General features: G+C 64.2%; 17 protein-coding genes, 1 tRNA gene and 1 riboswitch. Of the genes, 8 read left to right on the top strand and 10 right to left on the bottom strand.

Going from position 1 to position 16,007, the window contains the following annotated elements; genetic code table 11:
- Nucleotides 1-1,376, bottom strand: a 1,376-nt coding sequence (locus FHD68_RS12510) for a hypothetical protein (RefSeq protein WP_139085898.1), incomplete at its 3' end; no start/stop codon positions are given.
- A gap of 147 nt (nucleotides 1,377-1,523) precedes the next feature.
- Nucleotides 1,524-1,613, top strand: a riboswitch (glycine riboswitch).
- 158 nt (nucleotides 1,614-1,771) lie between these two features.
- On the opposite strand from FHD68_RS12510, the gene gcvT reads away from it, so the two are divergent.
- The 6 genes from gcvT to FHD68_RS12540 all read left to right on the top strand — a co-directional run bounded on the left by gcvT (nucleotide 1,772) and on the right by FHD68_RS12540 (nucleotide 8,702).
- Entirely contained in the window at nucleotides 1,772-2,887 is a 1,116-nt protein-coding gene (gene gcvT / locus FHD68_RS12515) for a glycine cleavage system aminomethyltransferase GcvT (RefSeq protein ID WP_127897591.1), read from the top strand.
- A gap of 11 nt (nucleotides 2,888-2,898) precedes the next feature.
- Nucleotides 2,899-3,258 carry a glycine cleavage system protein GcvH gene (gene gcvH, locus FHD68_RS12520; protein ID WP_127897590.1) on the top strand — a complete coding sequence of 120 codons (360 nt, stop codon included), beginning with the start codon at nucleotides 2,899-2,901 and terminating at the stop codon, nucleotides 3,256-3,258.
- A 97-nt stretch (nucleotides 3,259-3,355) separates the two neighbouring features.
- A complete protein-coding gene (gene gcvP, locus FHD68_RS12525; RefSeq protein WP_127897589.1) occupies nucleotides 3,356-6,190 on the top strand; it encodes an aminomethyl-transferring glycine dehydrogenase in 2,835 nt (944 codons plus the stop codon).
- 118 nt (nucleotides 6,191-6,308) lie between these two features.
- On the top strand, nucleotides 6,309-6,683 hold the full coding sequence (locus FHD68_RS12530; protein ID WP_139085900.1) for a hypothetical protein: 375 nt from the start codon (nucleotides 6,309-6,311) through the stop codon (nucleotides 6,681-6,683).
- Nucleotides 6,684-6,688: 5 nt separating this feature from the next.
- On the top strand, nucleotides 6,689-8,566 hold the full coding sequence (locus tag FHD68_RS12535; protein ID WP_139085902.1) for a pyrroloquinoline quinone-dependent dehydrogenase: 1,878 nt from the start codon (nucleotides 6,689-6,691) through the stop codon (nucleotides 8,564-8,566).
- A 60-nt stretch (nucleotides 8,567-8,626) separates the two neighbouring features.
- A tRNA-Ala gene (locus FHD68_RS12540) sits at nucleotides 8,627-8,702 on the top strand.
- A 105-nt stretch (nucleotides 8,703-8,807) separates the two neighbouring features.
- Here FHD68_RS12540 and FHD68_RS12545 read toward each other — a convergent pair.
- Nucleotides 8,808-9,107: a hypothetical protein gene (locus tag FHD68_RS12545; RefSeq protein ID WP_139085904.1), complete on the bottom strand. Its 300-nt coding sequence runs from the start codon at nucleotides 9,105-9,107 to the stop codon at nucleotides 8,808-8,810.
- Nucleotides 9,104-9,340, bottom strand: coding sequence for a hypothetical protein (locus FHD68_RS12550; RefSeq protein WP_139085906.1), 237 nt, complete (start codon nucleotides 9,338-9,340; stop codon nucleotides 9,104-9,106). The genes FHD68_RS12545 and FHD68_RS12550 overlap by 4 nt, the downstream gene beginning before the upstream one ends.
- 108 nt (nucleotides 9,341-9,448) lie before the next feature.
- On the opposite strand from FHD68_RS12550, the gene FHD68_RS12555 reads away from it, so the two are divergent.
- Nucleotides 9,449-9,658 (top strand): helix-turn-helix transcriptional regulator, encoded by a 210-nt coding sequence (locus FHD68_RS12555; protein WP_139085908.1) that lies wholly within the window; start codon nucleotides 9,449-9,451, stop codon nucleotides 9,656-9,658.
- A gap of 21 nt (nucleotides 9,659-9,679) precedes the next feature.
- Here the strand turns inward: FHD68_RS12555 and FHD68_RS12560 are convergent, their stop codons facing one another.
- From FHD68_RS12560 to FHD68_RS12590, 7 genes are all read right to left on the bottom strand, one after another.
- Complete coding sequence (locus FHD68_RS12560) at nucleotides 9,680-10,591, bottom strand: SDH family Clp fold serine proteinase (RefSeq protein WP_244297855.1); 912 nt, start codon at nucleotides 10,589-10,591, stop codon at nucleotides 9,680-9,682.
- A gap of 612 nt (nucleotides 10,592-11,203) precedes the next feature.
- The gene (locus FHD68_RS12565; RefSeq protein ID WP_139085910.1) at nucleotides 11,204-13,033 is read right to left on the bottom strand and encodes a phage tail protein; all 1,830 of its coding nucleotides are present in this window, start codon (nucleotides 13,031-13,033) and stop codon (nucleotides 11,204-11,206) included.
- A 195-nt stretch (nucleotides 13,034-13,228) separates the two neighbouring features.
- Nucleotides 13,229-13,519 carry a hypothetical protein gene (locus FHD68_RS12570; RefSeq protein ID WP_139085912.1) on the bottom strand — a complete coding sequence of 97 codons (291 nt, stop codon included), beginning with the start codon at nucleotides 13,517-13,519 and terminating at the stop codon, nucleotides 13,229-13,231.
- Complete coding sequence (locus tag FHD68_RS12575; RefSeq protein WP_139085914.1) at nucleotides 13,516-13,719, bottom strand: hypothetical protein; 204 nt, start codon at nucleotides 13,717-13,719, stop codon at nucleotides 13,516-13,518. The genes FHD68_RS12570 and FHD68_RS12575 overlap by 4 nt, the downstream gene beginning before the upstream one ends.
- Complete coding sequence (locus FHD68_RS12580) at nucleotides 13,719-13,973, bottom strand: hypothetical protein (RefSeq protein WP_139085916.1); 255 nt, start codon at nucleotides 13,971-13,973, stop codon at nucleotides 13,719-13,721. Before FHD68_RS12580 ends, FHD68_RS12575 begins: the two co-directional genes overlap by 1 nt.
- Before the next feature lie 5 nt (nucleotides 13,974-13,978).
- Nucleotides 13,979-14,962, bottom strand: a complete 984-nt coding sequence (locus tag FHD68_RS12585; protein WP_139085918.1) for a phage major capsid protein — start codon at nucleotides 14,960-14,962, stop codon at nucleotides 13,979-13,981.
- A 95-nt stretch (nucleotides 14,963-15,057) separates the two neighbouring features.
- Nucleotides 15,058-15,453 (bottom strand): hypothetical protein, encoded by a 396-nt coding sequence (locus FHD68_RS12590; RefSeq protein WP_139085920.1) that lies wholly within the window; start codon nucleotides 15,451-15,453, stop codon nucleotides 15,058-15,060.
- Between the two features lie 83 nt (nucleotides 15,454-15,536).
- Between FHD68_RS12590 and FHD68_RS19015 the strand changes: the two genes are divergently transcribed.
- Nucleotides 15,537-15,740: a hypothetical protein gene (locus FHD68_RS19015; protein ID WP_167550400.1), complete on the top strand. Its 204-nt coding sequence runs from the start codon at nucleotides 15,537-15,539 to the stop codon at nucleotides 15,738-15,740.
- Nucleotides 15,741-16,007: the final 267 nt, after the last annotated feature.

The following is a 16,007-nucleotide window of genomic DNA, read 5'->3' on the forward strand; positions in this document are numbered from 1 at the left end:
CGGGGCGGCGCCTGCGGCGCAGGCGGGCGCAGCCCGGCGCGGTCCAGCGCCCGCGCGACACGCGCATCGGGGATCAGCGCAAGATCGACGCCGTCGCGTCCTGCATGGTCGGTCAGGAACCGCCAGCGCGACATCCGCGGCAAGGCATCGACCGCCTGTGCGAAGGCGTCGGACCCCGGTGCGCTGGTCAGCAGGGCGGTGATCGCGCCCTCGGCCGTCAGGCGGTCGTGATGGTTGGACAACGTTCCGCGCCACCCCGCCACGTCGGCGCGGTCCTGCCATGCGGGGTCATCGCCCGCGGGTGCGCCTGGAAAGCCGTCATTGCCGATGCGATGCAGCCAGGGCGCGGGCCACAGGAACACGTTGCGCGCCCCCGTGCGGCGCAGACTGGCGATCAGCGGTCCGTCGGCGGGATCGTCCGGTCCACTGCCCGCGAAGGTCGCGGGGCGCATGTCCAGCCAGTACCGCCCCCGATCTGTCAACGCGGCGATGTCATTGGCCACCGCCGCCGCGCGCAGCAGGCCGGGGCGCTGTGCGGCCAGGTAGAACCGCCCGTCCGGCCCGCGATGCAGCGGCAGTTCGGCCCCGTCGGCCGTGCGCAGGCGGCCGTGATCCATGTCCAGGCACAGCGCCTGCGCATGGGGCGGGCGATCGACCGTACCCTTCTGCCGCAGGCGGGCGGGGGCTGCCAGCTTGGCCAACCGCGTGGCTAGCCGGGCGCGGCGGTCGGGGTCGATATCGGCGCCGGGAACCGCCGTCTGCATCATCGCCAGCACCCGCGGCAGGTTGGTACGCCGGGCCTGGCGCACCCCCGCGCCCGGCAGGGCGGGCAGATGCGGCAGGTCGTACCAGGGCGACAGGGCGCGGCGGTAATCCTCGGGGGCGGCCTGGTCGATGTCGATGTCGATGAAGGTGGGACGGCCCGCGAAATGCGCCCGCACGGCGGACAGGTGGTCGGCCCAGTCCCGCGCCCAGATGTCGCCCAGATCGCCGAGGGAAACGCCCAGATTGGCCGCGATGCTGCGGGCATACGCGCCGCCCCGGTGCAGATAGCGACTGGCGATCCAGTCCTCGACCCGGCGGGTGTTCAGCAGGAAGACCGAACCGGGATAGTGACGATCCAGCAGGGCGAAGTCGCGGAATCCCTCGATCACCGGCATGTTCAGGAAGCGCACCGATTCCATGTCGGTGAAGGCCGTGACGCTGTCCGCCCATCGCGCCAGCGGCCGGGCACCGGTCAGCCTGGCATAAGCGATGTCATCGGCCAGCGCGCCTTCCAGCCAGTGTGCAGCCGGGATGCGGTTCAGGTCGAACAGGCGCGCGATGAAGGTCGTGCCGCATTTGTTGAAGCCGATCTGGAAGAACTTGGGCGGCATGGGCGACCTGTCCGGGGGCAAGCCGCGACGATGCGCATGGGGGCGGGGCCTGTCAACGTCTGCCCGGCCCTTGGGCGGAAAGCGCCGCTTTGACGCACGGCTGCGACAAAGGTCTTGCCTTGCCGCAAGGGGGCGGCTAGCACCGAGAGCAGGAATTCGGGAGACACCGGCGCTGCGCCGGGGCCGAAGGAGAAGCCGCCCCGGCAAGCTCTCAGGCAAAAGGACCGTCTTCCCCAAGAACTCTGGAGAGTGGCCGAGAGGCCCGCCGAAGGGATAACGATCTCAGGCGCCCAAGTCCCGACAGGGGCACCGGCACGGACAGAGGGGGCATCGACGCACGGGGGCATTCCCCGTCCAACCGATGCCGGCTGCCCGGCAGACACGCAGGAGGCCAGATGGCCGAGACGAGCCGCCGGACCGGTCTTTACGACCTTCATGTCGAACAGGGCGCCCGCATGGTGCCCTTTGCGGGCTGGGACATGCCCGTGCAGTACCCGATGGGGGTGATGGCCGAACATCTGCACACCCGTGCGCAGGCCGGGCTGTTCGACGTCAGCCACATGGGACAGGTGGTGGTCACCCCTGACGATGGCGACATGGCCACCGCCGCCGCGGCGCTGGAGACGCTGATCCCCGCAGATGTCGCGGGCCTGGCGCCCGGGCGGCAGCGTTACGGCCTGTTCACCAACGATGCGGGCGGGGTCCTGGACGACCTGATGTTCGCCAACCGGGGCGATCATTACCTGCTGGTCGTGAATGCGGCCTGTGCGGAACAGGACATCGCGCATCTGCGCGGTCTGGCGGGCGTGACGGTGAGGCCGGTGACGGATCGAGGGCTGGTGGCGCTGCAGGGGCCGCAGGCCGAGGCGGCGCTGGCCCGGCTGGTGCCGGGGGTCGCGGCGATGCGGTTCATGGACAGCACCGCGCTGGACTGGGATGGGGCGACGCTTTGGGTGTCGCGGTCGGGCTATACCGGAGAGGACGGGTTCGAGATCTCGGTTCCCGAGACCCGGCTGGAGGATTTCGCGCGGACGCTGCTGGCAGAGCCCGAGGTGGCGCCCATCGGTCTGGGGGCGCGCGACAGCCTGCGGCTGGAGGCGGGGATGCCGCTTTACGGTCATGACATGGACGGGGGCGTGACGCCCGCGCAGGCGGCGCTTGGCTGGTCGATCCCCAAGGTGCGTCGCGCGGGTGGTGCGCGGGCGGGCGGGTTTCCCGGCGCCGACGCGGTGCTGGCCGAACTGGGATCGCCCGCCGTCACCCGCCGCGGGCTGCGCCCCGAGGGCCGCGCACCGATCCGCGAGGGGGTCGCGCTGTTCGCCGATGACGGGACGCCCATCGGGACGGTCGGTTCGGGCGGCTTCGGGCCGTCTGTGGGCGGCCCGATCGCCATGGCCCGCATTCCCGCCGACATCCCCAAGGGCGCCACGATCCGGGCGGAGGTGCGCGGCAAGCGCGTGCCCCTGACGGTCTGCGCCCTGCCCTTCGTCACCCCATCCTATAAACGCTGAAGGACCTGATCATGCTGAAATACACCGAAGACCACGAATGGCTGCGCGCCGAGGGCGACGAGATCGTCGTGGGCATCACCAAGCATGCCAGCGAACAGCTGGGCGACGTGGTGTTCATCGAGCTGCCCGAGGAGGGGCGCGAGGTGTCCGCCGGCGACGAGATCGTGGTGATCGAGAGCGTCAAGGCCGCGTCCGACATCACGGCCCCGGTGGCGGGCACGATCACCGCGGTGAACGAGGCGCTGTCGGACAGCCCCGGCGACGTGAACGGCGATCCGATGGCCGCCTGGTTCTTCCGGATCAAGCCCTCGGATGCCGGTGCGTTGGACGGGTTCATGGACGAGGCCGCCTACAAGGCGCTGGTCGACTGAAGATCGACCGCCGGCCGGGGGTTTCACCCCCGGACCCCCAGGGTATTTGAACAAAGAAGAAGGGCCGCCACCGCGCGTGCCCGGCAAGGAGGCCAGGATGAGCCGCTGGACGCCCACCGACTACAACCCCGACGATTTCGCGAACCGCCGGCATATCGGCCCGTCCCCGGTCGAGATGGCCGAAATGCTGAAGGCGGTTGGGGCCGACAGCCTGGACCAGCTGATCGAACAGACCGTGCCCGCGGCGATCCGCCAGTCGGATGCGCTGGACTGGCCGGCGCTGTCCGAGGCCGGGCTGCTGGCACGCATGCGTGAGGTGGCGGACAAGAACCGGGTGATGACCAGCCTGATCGGCCAAGGTTACTATGGCACCGTCACGCCCCCCGCGATCCAGCGCAACATCCTGGAGAACCCGGCCTGGTACACGGCCTATACGCCGTATCAGCCCGAGATCGCGCAGGGGCGGCTGGAGGCGCTGCTGAACTTCCAGACCATGGTTGCGGATCTGACCGGGCTGCCGGTGGCGAACGCATCGCTGCTGGATGAGGCGACCGCGGCGGCCGAGGCGATGGCCATGGCGCGGCGGCAGTCGAAGTCCAAGGCGGACGCATTCTTCGTGGCCCATGACCTGCATCCGCAGACCATCGCGGTGATCGAGACGCGGGCGGCGCCTTTGGGCATTCGCATCATCAAGGGCTCGGTTGACGATCTGGTGGCGGATCAGGTCTTTGCCGCGGTGTTCCAGTATCCCGGCACCTATGGCCATGTCCGCGACCTGACCCCCGAGATCGAGGCGCTGCATGCCGCAGGCGCGCTGGCCATTGTGGCGACCGACCTTCTGGCGCTGTGCGTTCTGAAGGAGCCGGGCGCGATGGGCGCCGACATCGCCGTTGGATCGTCGCAGCGCTTTGGCGTGCCGATGGGCTATGGCGGGCCGCATGCGGCCTTCATGTCCTGCCGGGACGCGCTGAAGCGGGCGATGCCGGGGCGCATCGTGGGCGTCAGCATCGACAGTTCGGGCAAGCAGGCGCTGCGCCTGTCGCTGCAGACGCGCGAGCAGCATATCCGCCGCGAGAAGGCCACCAGCAACGTCTGCACCGCGCAGGCGCTGCTGGCGGTGATGGCGGGATTCTATGCGGTGTTCCACGGGCCGGTGGGCCTGCGTGCCATCGCGCAGCGGGTGCATCTGCACGCGGTCACGGTGGCCGATGCCCTGCGTGCTGCGGGGGCCGAGGTCGCGCCGGAGGCGTTCTTTGACACGATCACCGTCAAGGTGGGCGTGGGCCAGCAGGGCATCATGGCCGCCGCGCGTCATCGCAGCATCAACCTGCGCAAGGTGGGCCGCGACCGCGTGGGCATCAGTGTGGACGAGACGACCGATGCGGGCGTGATCATTCGCCTGCTGGACGCGTTCGGGATCACCGATGCGGCACCGGCGGCGACCGCACCCGCGATCCCCGAAGCGCTGCTGCGCGAGAGCGAGTACCTGACCCATCCGGTCTTTCACATGAACCGCGCCGAATCCGAGATGATGCGCTATATGCGCCGCCTGTCGGACCGGGACCTGGCGCTGGACCGGGCGATGATTCCGCTTGGCAGCTGCACCATGAAGCTGAACGCCGCGGCAGAGATGATGCCGATCACCTGGCCGGAATTCGGTGCGCTGCATCCCTTTGCGCCGGCCGATCAGGCGGCGGGGTATCATGAGGCGATCGCGGACCTGACCCAGAAGCTGTGTGTGATCACCGGCTACGACGCCTTCTCCATGCAGCCGAACAGCGGCGCGCAGGGGGAATATGCCGGGCTGCTGACCATCCAGGCCTATCACAAGGCGCGGGGCGAGGAGCGTGACATCTGCCTGATCCCGGTGTCGGCGCATGGTACGAACCCGGCATCGGCGCAGATGTGCGGGATGCAGGTCGTGGTGGTGAAATCCGCCCCGAACGGCGACATCGACCTGGAGGACTTCGCCGACAAGGCGGCCAAGGCAGGCGACCGGCTGGCGGCGGTGATGATCACCTATCCCTCGACCCATGGCGTCTTCGAGGACACCGTGCGGCAGGTCTGCGACATCACGCATGAGCATGGCGGTCAGGTCTATATCGACGGCGCGAACATGAATGCGCTGGTCGGCCTGGTGAAACCCGGAGAGATCGGCGGCGATGTCAGCCACCTGAACCTGCACAAGACCTTTGCCATCCCGCATGGCGGCGGCGGCCCCGGCATGGGGCCGATCGGGGTCAAGGCGCATCTGGCGCCCTTCCTGCCCGGCAATCCGCAGGGCGGCGAAGGCGCGGTCAGTGCGGCGCCCTATGGATCGGCGTCGATCCTGCTGATCAGCTGGGCCTATTGCCTGATGATGGGCGGCGAAGGCCTGACCCAAGCCACCCGCGTAGCGATCCTAAACGCGAACTATATCGCGGCGCGGCTGGCCGGGGCCTATCCGATCCTGTTCATGGGCAATCGCGGCCGGGTGGCGCATGAATGCATCATCGACACGCGACCCTTTGCCGAACATGGCGTGACGGTGGACGACATCGCCAAGCGCCTGATCGACAACGGCTTCCACGCCCCCACGATGAGCTGGCCGGTCAGCGGCACGCTGATGGTCGAGCCGACCGAGAGCGAGACCAAGGCCGAGATCGACCGTTTCATCACCGCTCTGCTGGCGATCCGCGACGAGATCACCGACGTGGCCGAGGGTCGCATTGCCGCGGATCAGAGCCCGCTGCGCCACGCGCCGCATACGGTCGAGGATCTGGTCCGCGATTGGGACCGCCCCTATTCGCGCGAACAGGGCTGTTTCCCGGCAGGTGCGTTCCGCGTGGACAAGTACTGGCCGCCGGTCGGGCGCGTAGACAACGCCCACGGCGACCGCAACCTGATCTGCACCTGCCCGCCGCTGGAAGCCTATGCCGAGGCTGCCGAATAGGCGATGCCAGCCCCCAAGGCCCGAAATCCAGGCCTTGGGGGGAACCCTGCCCCGCCCCGGGCATTGCCCTTGCATGTCACGATCTGACACGGCCCCGTGATCGCGCCGGTCAGACCCCATGCCAGAGGTCCCGATGCCCGACACCCTGCCCCCCGCCCACCGCGCCCGAGAGGAGCTGGTCGCCAATCTGATGGCGGTCCCTGCCGTGATCGGCCTGGTCTTGGCCATCCTGGCCTTCTTCCAGCGCGGATCGGGCATCACCGGAACTGCCGGCGCCGGGCTGGCCATCCTTGGCATGGTCGCGCTGACCGTGGCTGCGCTGCTGGTCGGGCGTCTGTCGCCGGGCCGGTTCCGCACCTTCGTCGCGGTGATGATCCTGATCGGGGGGCTGCTGACGCTGATCTGCGCGTGGTTCCTGATGCAGGGCTGGCTGATGCTGGCCATCGCGCTGACGCTGGCCCTGTGGCTGATCTTCATCCTGGTCGCGAGGTAAAAGCCATGATCCGCATCCTTCCCGCCCTGATCCTGCTGGCCCCCGCCGCCCATGCGCAACAGACCGAATGGACCGGTTTCCACGGAAACGGCATGGCCCAGAAATACAGCGCCTCCACCCAGATCACCCCCGAGAACGTCGGCGATCTTGAGATGGCTTGGGAGATTCACACCGGGGATGTCTCCGACGGGTCGGGCGACATTCCGGGCACGGTCTGGTCTGCGACGCCGATTCTGGCCAACGACCTGTTGTATGTCGGCACGCCCTTCTATCGCATCCTGGCCGTTCATCCCGACACCGGAGAGATCGCCTGGACGTATGAGCCCGACGACACCACGCTGGAGCCCCTGTCCCAGCCCGAACTGAAGAACCGCGGCGTGACCTATTGGGAGGGAGAGGGAGACGGACCCTGCGCGCGGCGGGTCTATATCGGCACGATGGACGCCGAACTGCATGCGGTGGATGCCGATACCGGGGAACTGTGCGCCGATTTCGGCGAGGGCGGCATCCTGGACGTGAACCAGTGGAACAAGCCCGACGCAAACTTTCCGCTATCGCAGTTGCAGCCGCCCACCGTCTTTCGCGACAAGCTGTTGCTGGGTTGGGCGGGCAAGGACTGGCACGACGCAGCGAACCCCCTGGGGTCGGTCTTTGCCGTCGACGCGCGCACCGGCGAACTGGACTGGACCTTCCATTCGATCCCCGAGGATTACGACGGCGTGACCGGCACCTCGAACGTCTGGACCGCCATGTCGGTCGACGAGGAGAACGGTTTGGCCTTCCTCCCCGTCTCCAGCCCGAGTGCGGATTTCTACGGCGGGACGCGCACCGACCCGATCCCCCTGGCGACCTCGGTCACCGCGGTGAATGGCGACACCGGAGAGGTCGTGTGGTCGCGCCAGTTGGTGAACCACGACATCTGGGATTACGATACCGTAGCGGCACCAACCCTTGTGGATATCCCCGGCGAGGGGGGCAGCACCCCCGCCTTGGTCCAGCCGACCAAGATGGGCTATGCCTTCGTTCTGAACCGCCTGACCGGAGAGCCGATCTTTCCGATCGAAGACACCCCCGTCCCCCCGACGGATGTCGAGGGAGAGGTCTCGTCGCCGACGCAGCCCATTCCGACCCTGCCGAAATCGCCCATCGGCGATGACTGGGGCGGCGTGTTCAGCTTGGCCGACATCGCGTCCTTCGGCTATTGCTCGCGCAAGTTCGACGAGCTGCGCTATGAGGGCCGTTACACCCCGCCCAGCCTGGAAGGGACGCTGGCCTATCCGGCCACCGCGGGCGGCTTTCAATGGGGCGGCGGCGCGGTCGATCCGGAAAGCGGCATCCTTTATATCAACAGCTCTCGCGTGGCGCAGATCTATCAACTGATCGAGCGCGAGGATTACGACACCATGACCAGCGGCGGCAGCGAGGCCGAGGGCGGCCTGTTCCCGATGACCGGCACGCCCTACGGTTTCAGCCTGACCAACTTCCTGAACCCGATCGGCATGCCCTGCTGGAAGCCGCCCTATGGTCTGATGTCCGCCATCGACCTGAAATCGGGTGAAACGCTGTGGGAGCGTCCCTTCGGACAGACGCAGCAATGGGGCTTCTACATGCCGGAAAGCTGGGGTTCGCCCACCATCGGCGGGCCGGTCGTGACGGCGTCCGGGCTGATCTTCATCGGCGCGTCGATGGACGCCCGGGTGCGCGCGCTGGACGCCGCCACCGGCGACGTGTTGTGGAAGGCCCAGGTTGACGCCCCGGCCGTGTCGATCCCCGCGGTCTATGATTATGATGGCCAGCAATACGTGGTCTTTACCGTCGGTGGCAATTCCATCATCAAGCCGCAGGTGGCCGATCAGCTGATCGCCTTCACCCTGCCCGAGTGATGAACAGGGCGGCGCGGCCCACTTGACAAACCGCGCCGCCCACGCGATCAAAACAGCGTTGGGGTCGTAGCTCAGTTGGTAGAGCGCGTCGTTCGCAATGACGAGGTCAGGGGTTCGATTCCCCTCGGCTCCACCAGATGTCACTGCAGATCATTGAATTTCCTTTGAATTCTTTGCGGGCCGTTTGATTACCCCGCAGCTTACCCATCAACGCTGATGATATTAGATGACTCTAATCGCGTCAGCTTCGTGCTGCAGTCATCGCCGATTCATTTTCACCCTCGCGCCAAGTGCCATAGCGGCCTTCCCGCTGCATTTCTTCGACTCCGTCAGAGGTGATCGCCATTAGAGAATAAGCAACCTCCAACGTATCGGCGACAACACAGGCACGCTCGTTGTCAGAGCAAATGCCACTGCCCTCGTTCTCCAAGGCAAGTCGCGCAGTTAGCACAAGGGCCATTGCCGTGGTTGCGCATTCAGCGGCCCAGTCTTTGTGGCTGTCGGTACGGATCATTTTTTCGATCGCAAAAGCATGTGTCATGCGACACCGCCTTTCGGTAGGTTCACGCTGTCCAAATTGGTATCCAGTTGGTCCATCAAGTCCCGGGCGATCGAAAGCAGCACCGTAACTCCGTTGGATGTTGGCTTGTCATGATAGACGACATCAATCGCTTCAATGATGCCGGAAAGGCGGGTGGCTAGAACCTGCTGATCCTGGACGTGTGCCAGTAGTGCAGCGGACAAACTGGTGTCGTTCGCGGAAATCGCGTTCATGTTGGTCTCCAATCCTTGTGTTTCAGGTTGTGCCGATCACCCCGCACGGTGTAAGGTTGCACCAACATGATGGTACAAGGCAAGTCATAAAATGCAAGGTTGCACCAGATGACACCGGAACAGTGCAAAGCAGCTCGGGCACTTGCGGGTATGACTCAACAAGACTTGGCGGAAGCGGCTGAGGTTGCGAAGGCCACGATTGCGAATTTTGAGACTGGAAATCGACAGCCATACAAGCGGACAGTCGCCGCATTGAGAGCGGCGCTCGAAGCGCAAGGGCTTGAGTTCACTGCGTCTGGGGTGCAGGCGGTGATCTAATAATGATGCCAGAAACGATCGCTATGTGTTGGCATTGATTGTCCAAATTCCATGATCCGAATTTTGGATAATCTTTATGACATCAGACTGCGCGAAGGTCGCTACAAATGCGTGGTGCACGCTAAGTACCGCCTCCTGTAGATCTTGATCGTCCTCAAGTGCTGCAATTTCCAGACCCATAGCCTTGCAATCGCCCGCAAGGAAATGATGACTATGAGATGCCGTACCCTTGTAGTTCGTCAGTTCGGCCACAATAGCTTGAGATGAGGCCAAGGGGTCTGCATTTCCTTGAAGCATGTTTTGGGTAAGCCATCGTTGCACCATCTGCCGGCTAATCTCCACTGCACGCTGACAGTCCCCAATGAAAGCTGGCGGATACTTGGCAAAGACTTGTTGGTATATAATTTGCTTGAGAGGATCTGCCCTGATCTGCACAATTGCATCATCAACTTCAGCCAAGATCCCCATAGCTGGTGCGCCATTAATATGGGGATCAGTTGGGCCGAGGCAGGAATGCTTGCCCATTACTATGCTTTTTGCCGCGCAGGCTATCATAGTGCCCGCAGACATCGCCATGTGAGGTACTATAACCCTGATGTCTTTGTCGGCGAACATGAGGTACAAGTATTCAACAAGCGCGCGGGTCGCTTCTATACCCCCTCCAGGTGTATGGATTATTAGGTCAAGCCCATGCGTTCGATCCACACTATGAACGACAGCCATCATACCGTTCATATCAAGGTCTGTTATCGACGCTTCTGGGTGAAATCGGCCGTCAGGCTGACGCTTTTGCAGAAATCCGGAATAATACGCGATTGTAGTTCTGCCGGTTAGGTCCCGTAATGCCGCTAGATAATGCCCTCGAACCTCATCGCATGCGTTAGCCGTACCACGCCGAGCAATCTCATCGTTTATTTCGTTCCACGTCGGCATTCACTACCCTTGCACTCGTGCCCACTTTGATAGGAGTGAACTCGCCATAAGCCGAGAACGCAAGGAAACTTTGCGCAGACACAGGCTTGACGCTGGTATAATCATGAGACGGCGATTGGGCGAATGTGATGCCGAGATCGCGGAGTTCAGTTTCCAGTAGTGACATGCGGGTTCCAGTCCAAGGTAGGGGTGATTACCCGGTGATTCGCCTTAGGCTAACACCTTGTGAGTCGTGCGTCAAAAGCTGTGTCAACCCCATTTTATCCACAAAACTACCAAACCTAGTCAAACAGGTATCGTCGACACAACATGTTGTTTCTCTGTGGTCCGGGACTCAACATATAAAAAGTCCGAAGGGTATTTTGAGCGTGATGGGCGGCTTCAATCATGTCATGCGTCTCGGCTGCCCACTGACCGCTCAGACGTGCAGGGCAGAGCCTTGTCATAAAGTGCGATGCTCTGAGCCGCCTAAGCGCCAAGTCTGTGTTGGTGAAAGAGGCCCCGGCAGCGTCATGCCGGGGCCCCTTGCCCAAACGCGGGCTTTTGGCTGTCCCCGCCCCCTGTAAAGCGTGACAGCCTGCCAAACCCCGGAGCCGTGGGGTTTGGCCGGTCTCAGCCGTACCGCCTGCGATGGTTGCGGTTGATGTCGTTGACCATGTTGGGCATCTGCTTTTGGAATTGGCCGATGCCCTGCTGCGTGATCTGGACGCTCTGGCCTTCAGCCTGCGACAGGATGCGGCCCTCCAGGTCGGGCGATAGCGTCAGCTCGATCCGGCTTGTGCCGCCTTGCCCCTGCATCGCCCGCTTTGACAGGTCGTGCGGGATCACCTGCGAACCCCGCGGCAGGTTGACGATCTCGCCGCCCCGCTCGTTGATCTCGGCCAACCCGCCGGGCGCATAGTTCGTGCCCGTGGCGAACGCCGGGATCGCGTTCAGCCCCGCACCGCGCAGCGCGCCAGCCAGCGGGTCGATCGCACCGAAGACGCTGCCAAGGATGCCGCTCACGCCGCTCGCCATGGATTTCTGGGCCATGTCCGCGACCATGTTGGCAAAGCTGGCTTTGATGTTGTCGAAGACGTCGGTCAGGTTCTTTGCGCCCGACAGCACGCCGTCGAAATGGGACATCATCCCCCCGGCCAGACCCTGCATCGACGAATGGACCCCGCCGGCCCCTGCGTCGATGCCATTCGCCAGGCCCTGCGTGATCCAGCCGCCGAACCGGTGAAATGCGCGCGATGGGGAATGCGAGTCGATGTCGGGATCTTCGTTGAACCAGGCCGCGACATTGCCGGCCAAGCCGGTCACGCTGTCGCGCACCGCCGACGCCCGGTCCCGGATGCCGTTTGCAAGTCCTGCGGCGATGTCGCCGCCCCAGGTCGCTGCATCGGAGATTAGGCCGGTCACGCTGTCGCGCATCCCGCGGCCAAGTTCAGCCACAGCATCGACCCCTGCCTGATACAGACCCTTGAGGCCATCCACGATCGCCCGAACGATGTCCGCGGCCCAGTTTACAGCCCCGGTGGCAATAGTGGACATGCCGGCAGCGGTTCCGGCTGCCAGCTGCACGATAATCCCGCTTGCTGACGATGGAAGCCCTGACATCGCGCCGATGAAGTCGTCCACAAACTTGCGGGCACCCTTGCCTGCTATGTCCGTCCACTCGATCACCTTCTCGATGACCGTAGCGATGCCGCCCGCAACGGGGATGAATGCCTCTGCCAGGTTTGCCAGAGACGGGCCCATTTGCAGCACGGCCTGGTCGAAGTTGGTCCGCAGGGCTTCCGAGATCAGGGCAATGTCGCCGCGGGCCGCGCGGGTGCTGGCGAGCAGGTCATCATCGATGTTGACGCCAAGCTTGCGCATCCGCTCGCCCATAGCGTCCAGAGCTTCGCCAGATTTGCCGAACACAGGGATCAGACCCGTCGCGTCATCCGCAAGAGCCTCCATGTAGTACGTCATCTGCTGCTGCGGCAGCTTGGCGTCCTGTAGCGCCGTCACATAGAGCTGCAGCGCCTCGGACGAGTTCAGACCCTCGAAAGCCTCCAGCGTTAGGCCGACCTTGGGCGCGATCTTCTCGAAAAACTCGGCCATCTCGCCGCCGCCGGTTTCGCGATATTCGCCAAGCCGATCGTTCACGTCCTTTAGGACATCTGACAGCTTGCCCTGCTCGACGCCGTATTCCTTGGCGGCTTGTGCAGCGACATTGAAGTCTTGTGCGGTCAGGCCAGCAATCTCGGCCTGACGCTGCAGGTCCGTCATCCGGCTGGCGCTGTTGTTGAACGCTGCAAAGGCGCCGACGCCAGCAAGTGCCACGCCCTTGCCGATGTTCGCCATCTGGCGGCCGAAACTTTGGAAGCTCGCCTGGCTTTGCTGCAGTCCCGCTTGGAAACCGCTGGAATCAAGGCCCAATTCCGCCCTCAGCCGTCCGACGACAGTACTCACGGCTCGATCCTCTCAAACGTTGGTGCGCAGTGGTGACCAGCTGCGGACCGAGTGGTCACTTTTTGATTTTCGGAAATCAAACTATAGATCAAAATCATATGATTAGCTCCGGTACGCACCCTGCAGAAATCAAAAGAGGGGAAAAAATCTTTGCGTTGTATCCCCGGGGGTCCGGAGCAGAAGCGTTCTCGCGGTTCATGCCCGACCCCCCCATCGCTTCCGGCGCGGCGCGCGAACCTCGGCCTCCAAGGCGTCGACACGCTCGACCAGCCAGCTGATGCCGCAATGAAACTCCGCGAGGATGCGGACATCATCGACATGCTCGGACCCTTGCAGCTTGGCCCGTGCTTCGATCGGGTCGAGCCCGTTTGACCTGGCAATGGCAAGCACCAGGTGATCCACCACGCGTGCGCTGTAGTCACGCAGCACTGCGCCACGCTCCTCGACAGACATGGTGCGGGGGAATGCGGGGGCTGGCAGCTTCATGCGCTCACCTCCTGCAGGGCGTTGCGCACGCGGGTCTCAATGATCTGGCGTTCGGTGCGCCACATCTGGTCCGCGGCTTCCATGAGAAGGGCCACGGTTGCCGGATCGTGCCGGGTCAGCATGTCGCGCTGTGATGCTTCCATCCGTTCGGCATACTCGCGATCGATGCGGGCCATGGCGTCTTGCAGCTGACCAGCCATCAGGCGTCCCCCTTGCTGGCCTGGGCCGCTTCTACAGCGTCCATGCGCTCGCTCAGCCAGTTAAGCGAAATCAGGGTCAGGCCCTTGATTAGCGCGTCGCTGTGCGCCTCCGTCCGCCACCGCGCGTCCGTGATGGGGCCGGTCTTGTTCTCCGTGTCGCTCAGCAGCTCGTCCGCGAACTTGCGGGCTGCGACCTCGCGGACGGCGCTGCGTTCTTCGGGGGTCAGGTGACGGGGGAATGCGGGGAACTGCATCAGGGTCACTCCGTCAGGGTCACTTTTGCCATGACGGCATCGGCCAGGGGCGTGACGCCAAACGCCATCACGGCGCGCACTGCGATCAGGTTCAGCTGGAACAGCGACATTGGCGAGCCGTCGGGCAGCCGCAGGGCCGATGCGCGCGAGGGCATGATGCCCATGTCCACCACGTCGGCCGCGATGTCGGATGCAGCGATCAGGGCAATCTCGCCCGGCTCCAGCCCTTCGCTGATCACGGCAGGGATGTCGAAGATCATTCCGCCCGCCGGGCTCATGGCGATGCGACCCTCTGCGCTGAGAGGCGCCAGAACGGCCGCTGCAGCGGGGGAAACGGCCCATCGCAGCACCTGACCCGATTTCGTCAGCATCGCCTGCACAGCGCCGCCCAGAGCGACCAGGATGGCAGCGGAGTCATCCTTGGCCGCCGTCAGGTTCACCGGGGCAGATCCGGCCAGCAATTCGAACATTCGGGCGTCGACGGCGCGACCGATCGCGGCCTGCAGCAGGTTGTTGATGAAGCCTTGGCCGGGACCGTCGACGCGCTGCCAGGCCTCGTCAGATGCGACGACGATCACGCCAACGCTTTCCTCAGTCAGCTTCTTGCCTTCCAGCTCCAGCTCGCCGACCGGGATCAGGCCACCCTCGGACAGACCGGACGGGATGGGCAGGCTTTCGGTGTGGATCAGGGGCGTATCGAAAGGCACGCGGCGGAACGCCTGTTCGCTGACCATCGACAGAAATGCGCTGGCCTGGCCGGCGTTCTGGACGAATGCCATCACGGCACTCATCACGCCGACCGCGGCCAGGCTGGACGTGTCGGTGGCCTTGGTCAGCACGTCGACGGCGCGCGTGGGTGCGCCCATCTCGGACATGTCGACAGCATCGAGCTTGAGGGCTTTGGAACGGGCCAGCCACTGGATGGTGGCGGCGGCTTCAACACGCGCGGCGGCGGCCGAGGTGCTGGCAAGGGAGCGGTTGGGGGTCATCGGTTCGCCTATCTGTTTTGTCTCGTTGATTCTGAGGCAATCAAGCGATTGGCGCGATGGAGGGGGTGACTTTGAGCTTTTCTAAGCCTGCAAAGTCACGCGATGCGCCACAGGATGCCGGCGCGGGTGCGTTCGGTGCGTTCGATAATTTCGGCCGGGCGGGCTGACAGCCACTTGCCCAGGCTTTTGACGCTGGAAAGGCCCAAGTCGGAGAATGCCTGGACGACATCGGGGACCGGTTCGCCGATCGCCTCGGCCGCCTTTCTCAGGGCATCGACGCTCTGCCATAGCTCGCCTGCCGTAAACCAATCGCTATCGGTCAGATCGGCAATCAAAGGGACGGGATCAATTGCGGGCGCGTCCTGGCCTATCAGCACTGCAAGCATGGCCTCGATACGGGCCAGTCGCCGGATGATGTCGGCATCATGCAGGCCTAGTGGAAAGGCGTTCCCAGATGCCTCATTTTGTGGATGCGCGCGTTTCTTGCCCATGCCGGTCCTGATCTGCGCACATCCGCCAGCCTGCGACGACCCCCCGGTCATGGCTTCACCCACAGGCCGGCGCGAATGTCGGCATGGATCTGCCGGTGATGGCGACGACACAACCAAGTCACGTCCAAAGGTCGAGAATAGCATTCGTGATGCGCATCCACGATTACACCATCCTCTCGATGGCGAGCCCCACACACCTCGCACGCATCGCGATGCAGAGTGCCCTGCTGCACAGCGGTTCGAACGGCCCGATGCGCTTTCTTGGCAGATACTTGGGTGAGGCGTGACAGCGTGACATTCGTCTTTTCTGTCGAGCTCATGGATTTAACCCCCAGTCCTGGGCGTGACACGTGACAGCCCTAAAGGGCTTGTCACGCTTGTCACGGCCTTCCCGGCTTCTGGCGCCGTGACATTTGTTGCGATGTCACGCTCTGTCACGCCTGTCACGCTTGGGGCGTTTCTGGGACATCCTGCACGATAAACGTAAGCGTCCGGTCTGACTGCCCTGCCGCGTGGTGAGCGTGGGAGATAGTGTCCGCTATAGATGGTGGACA

The organism is Paracoccus marcusii (assembly GCF_006151785.1).
Classification (GTDB): domain Bacteria; phylum Pseudomonadota; class Alphaproteobacteria; order Rhodobacterales; family Rhodobacteraceae; genus Paracoccus; species Paracoccus marcusii.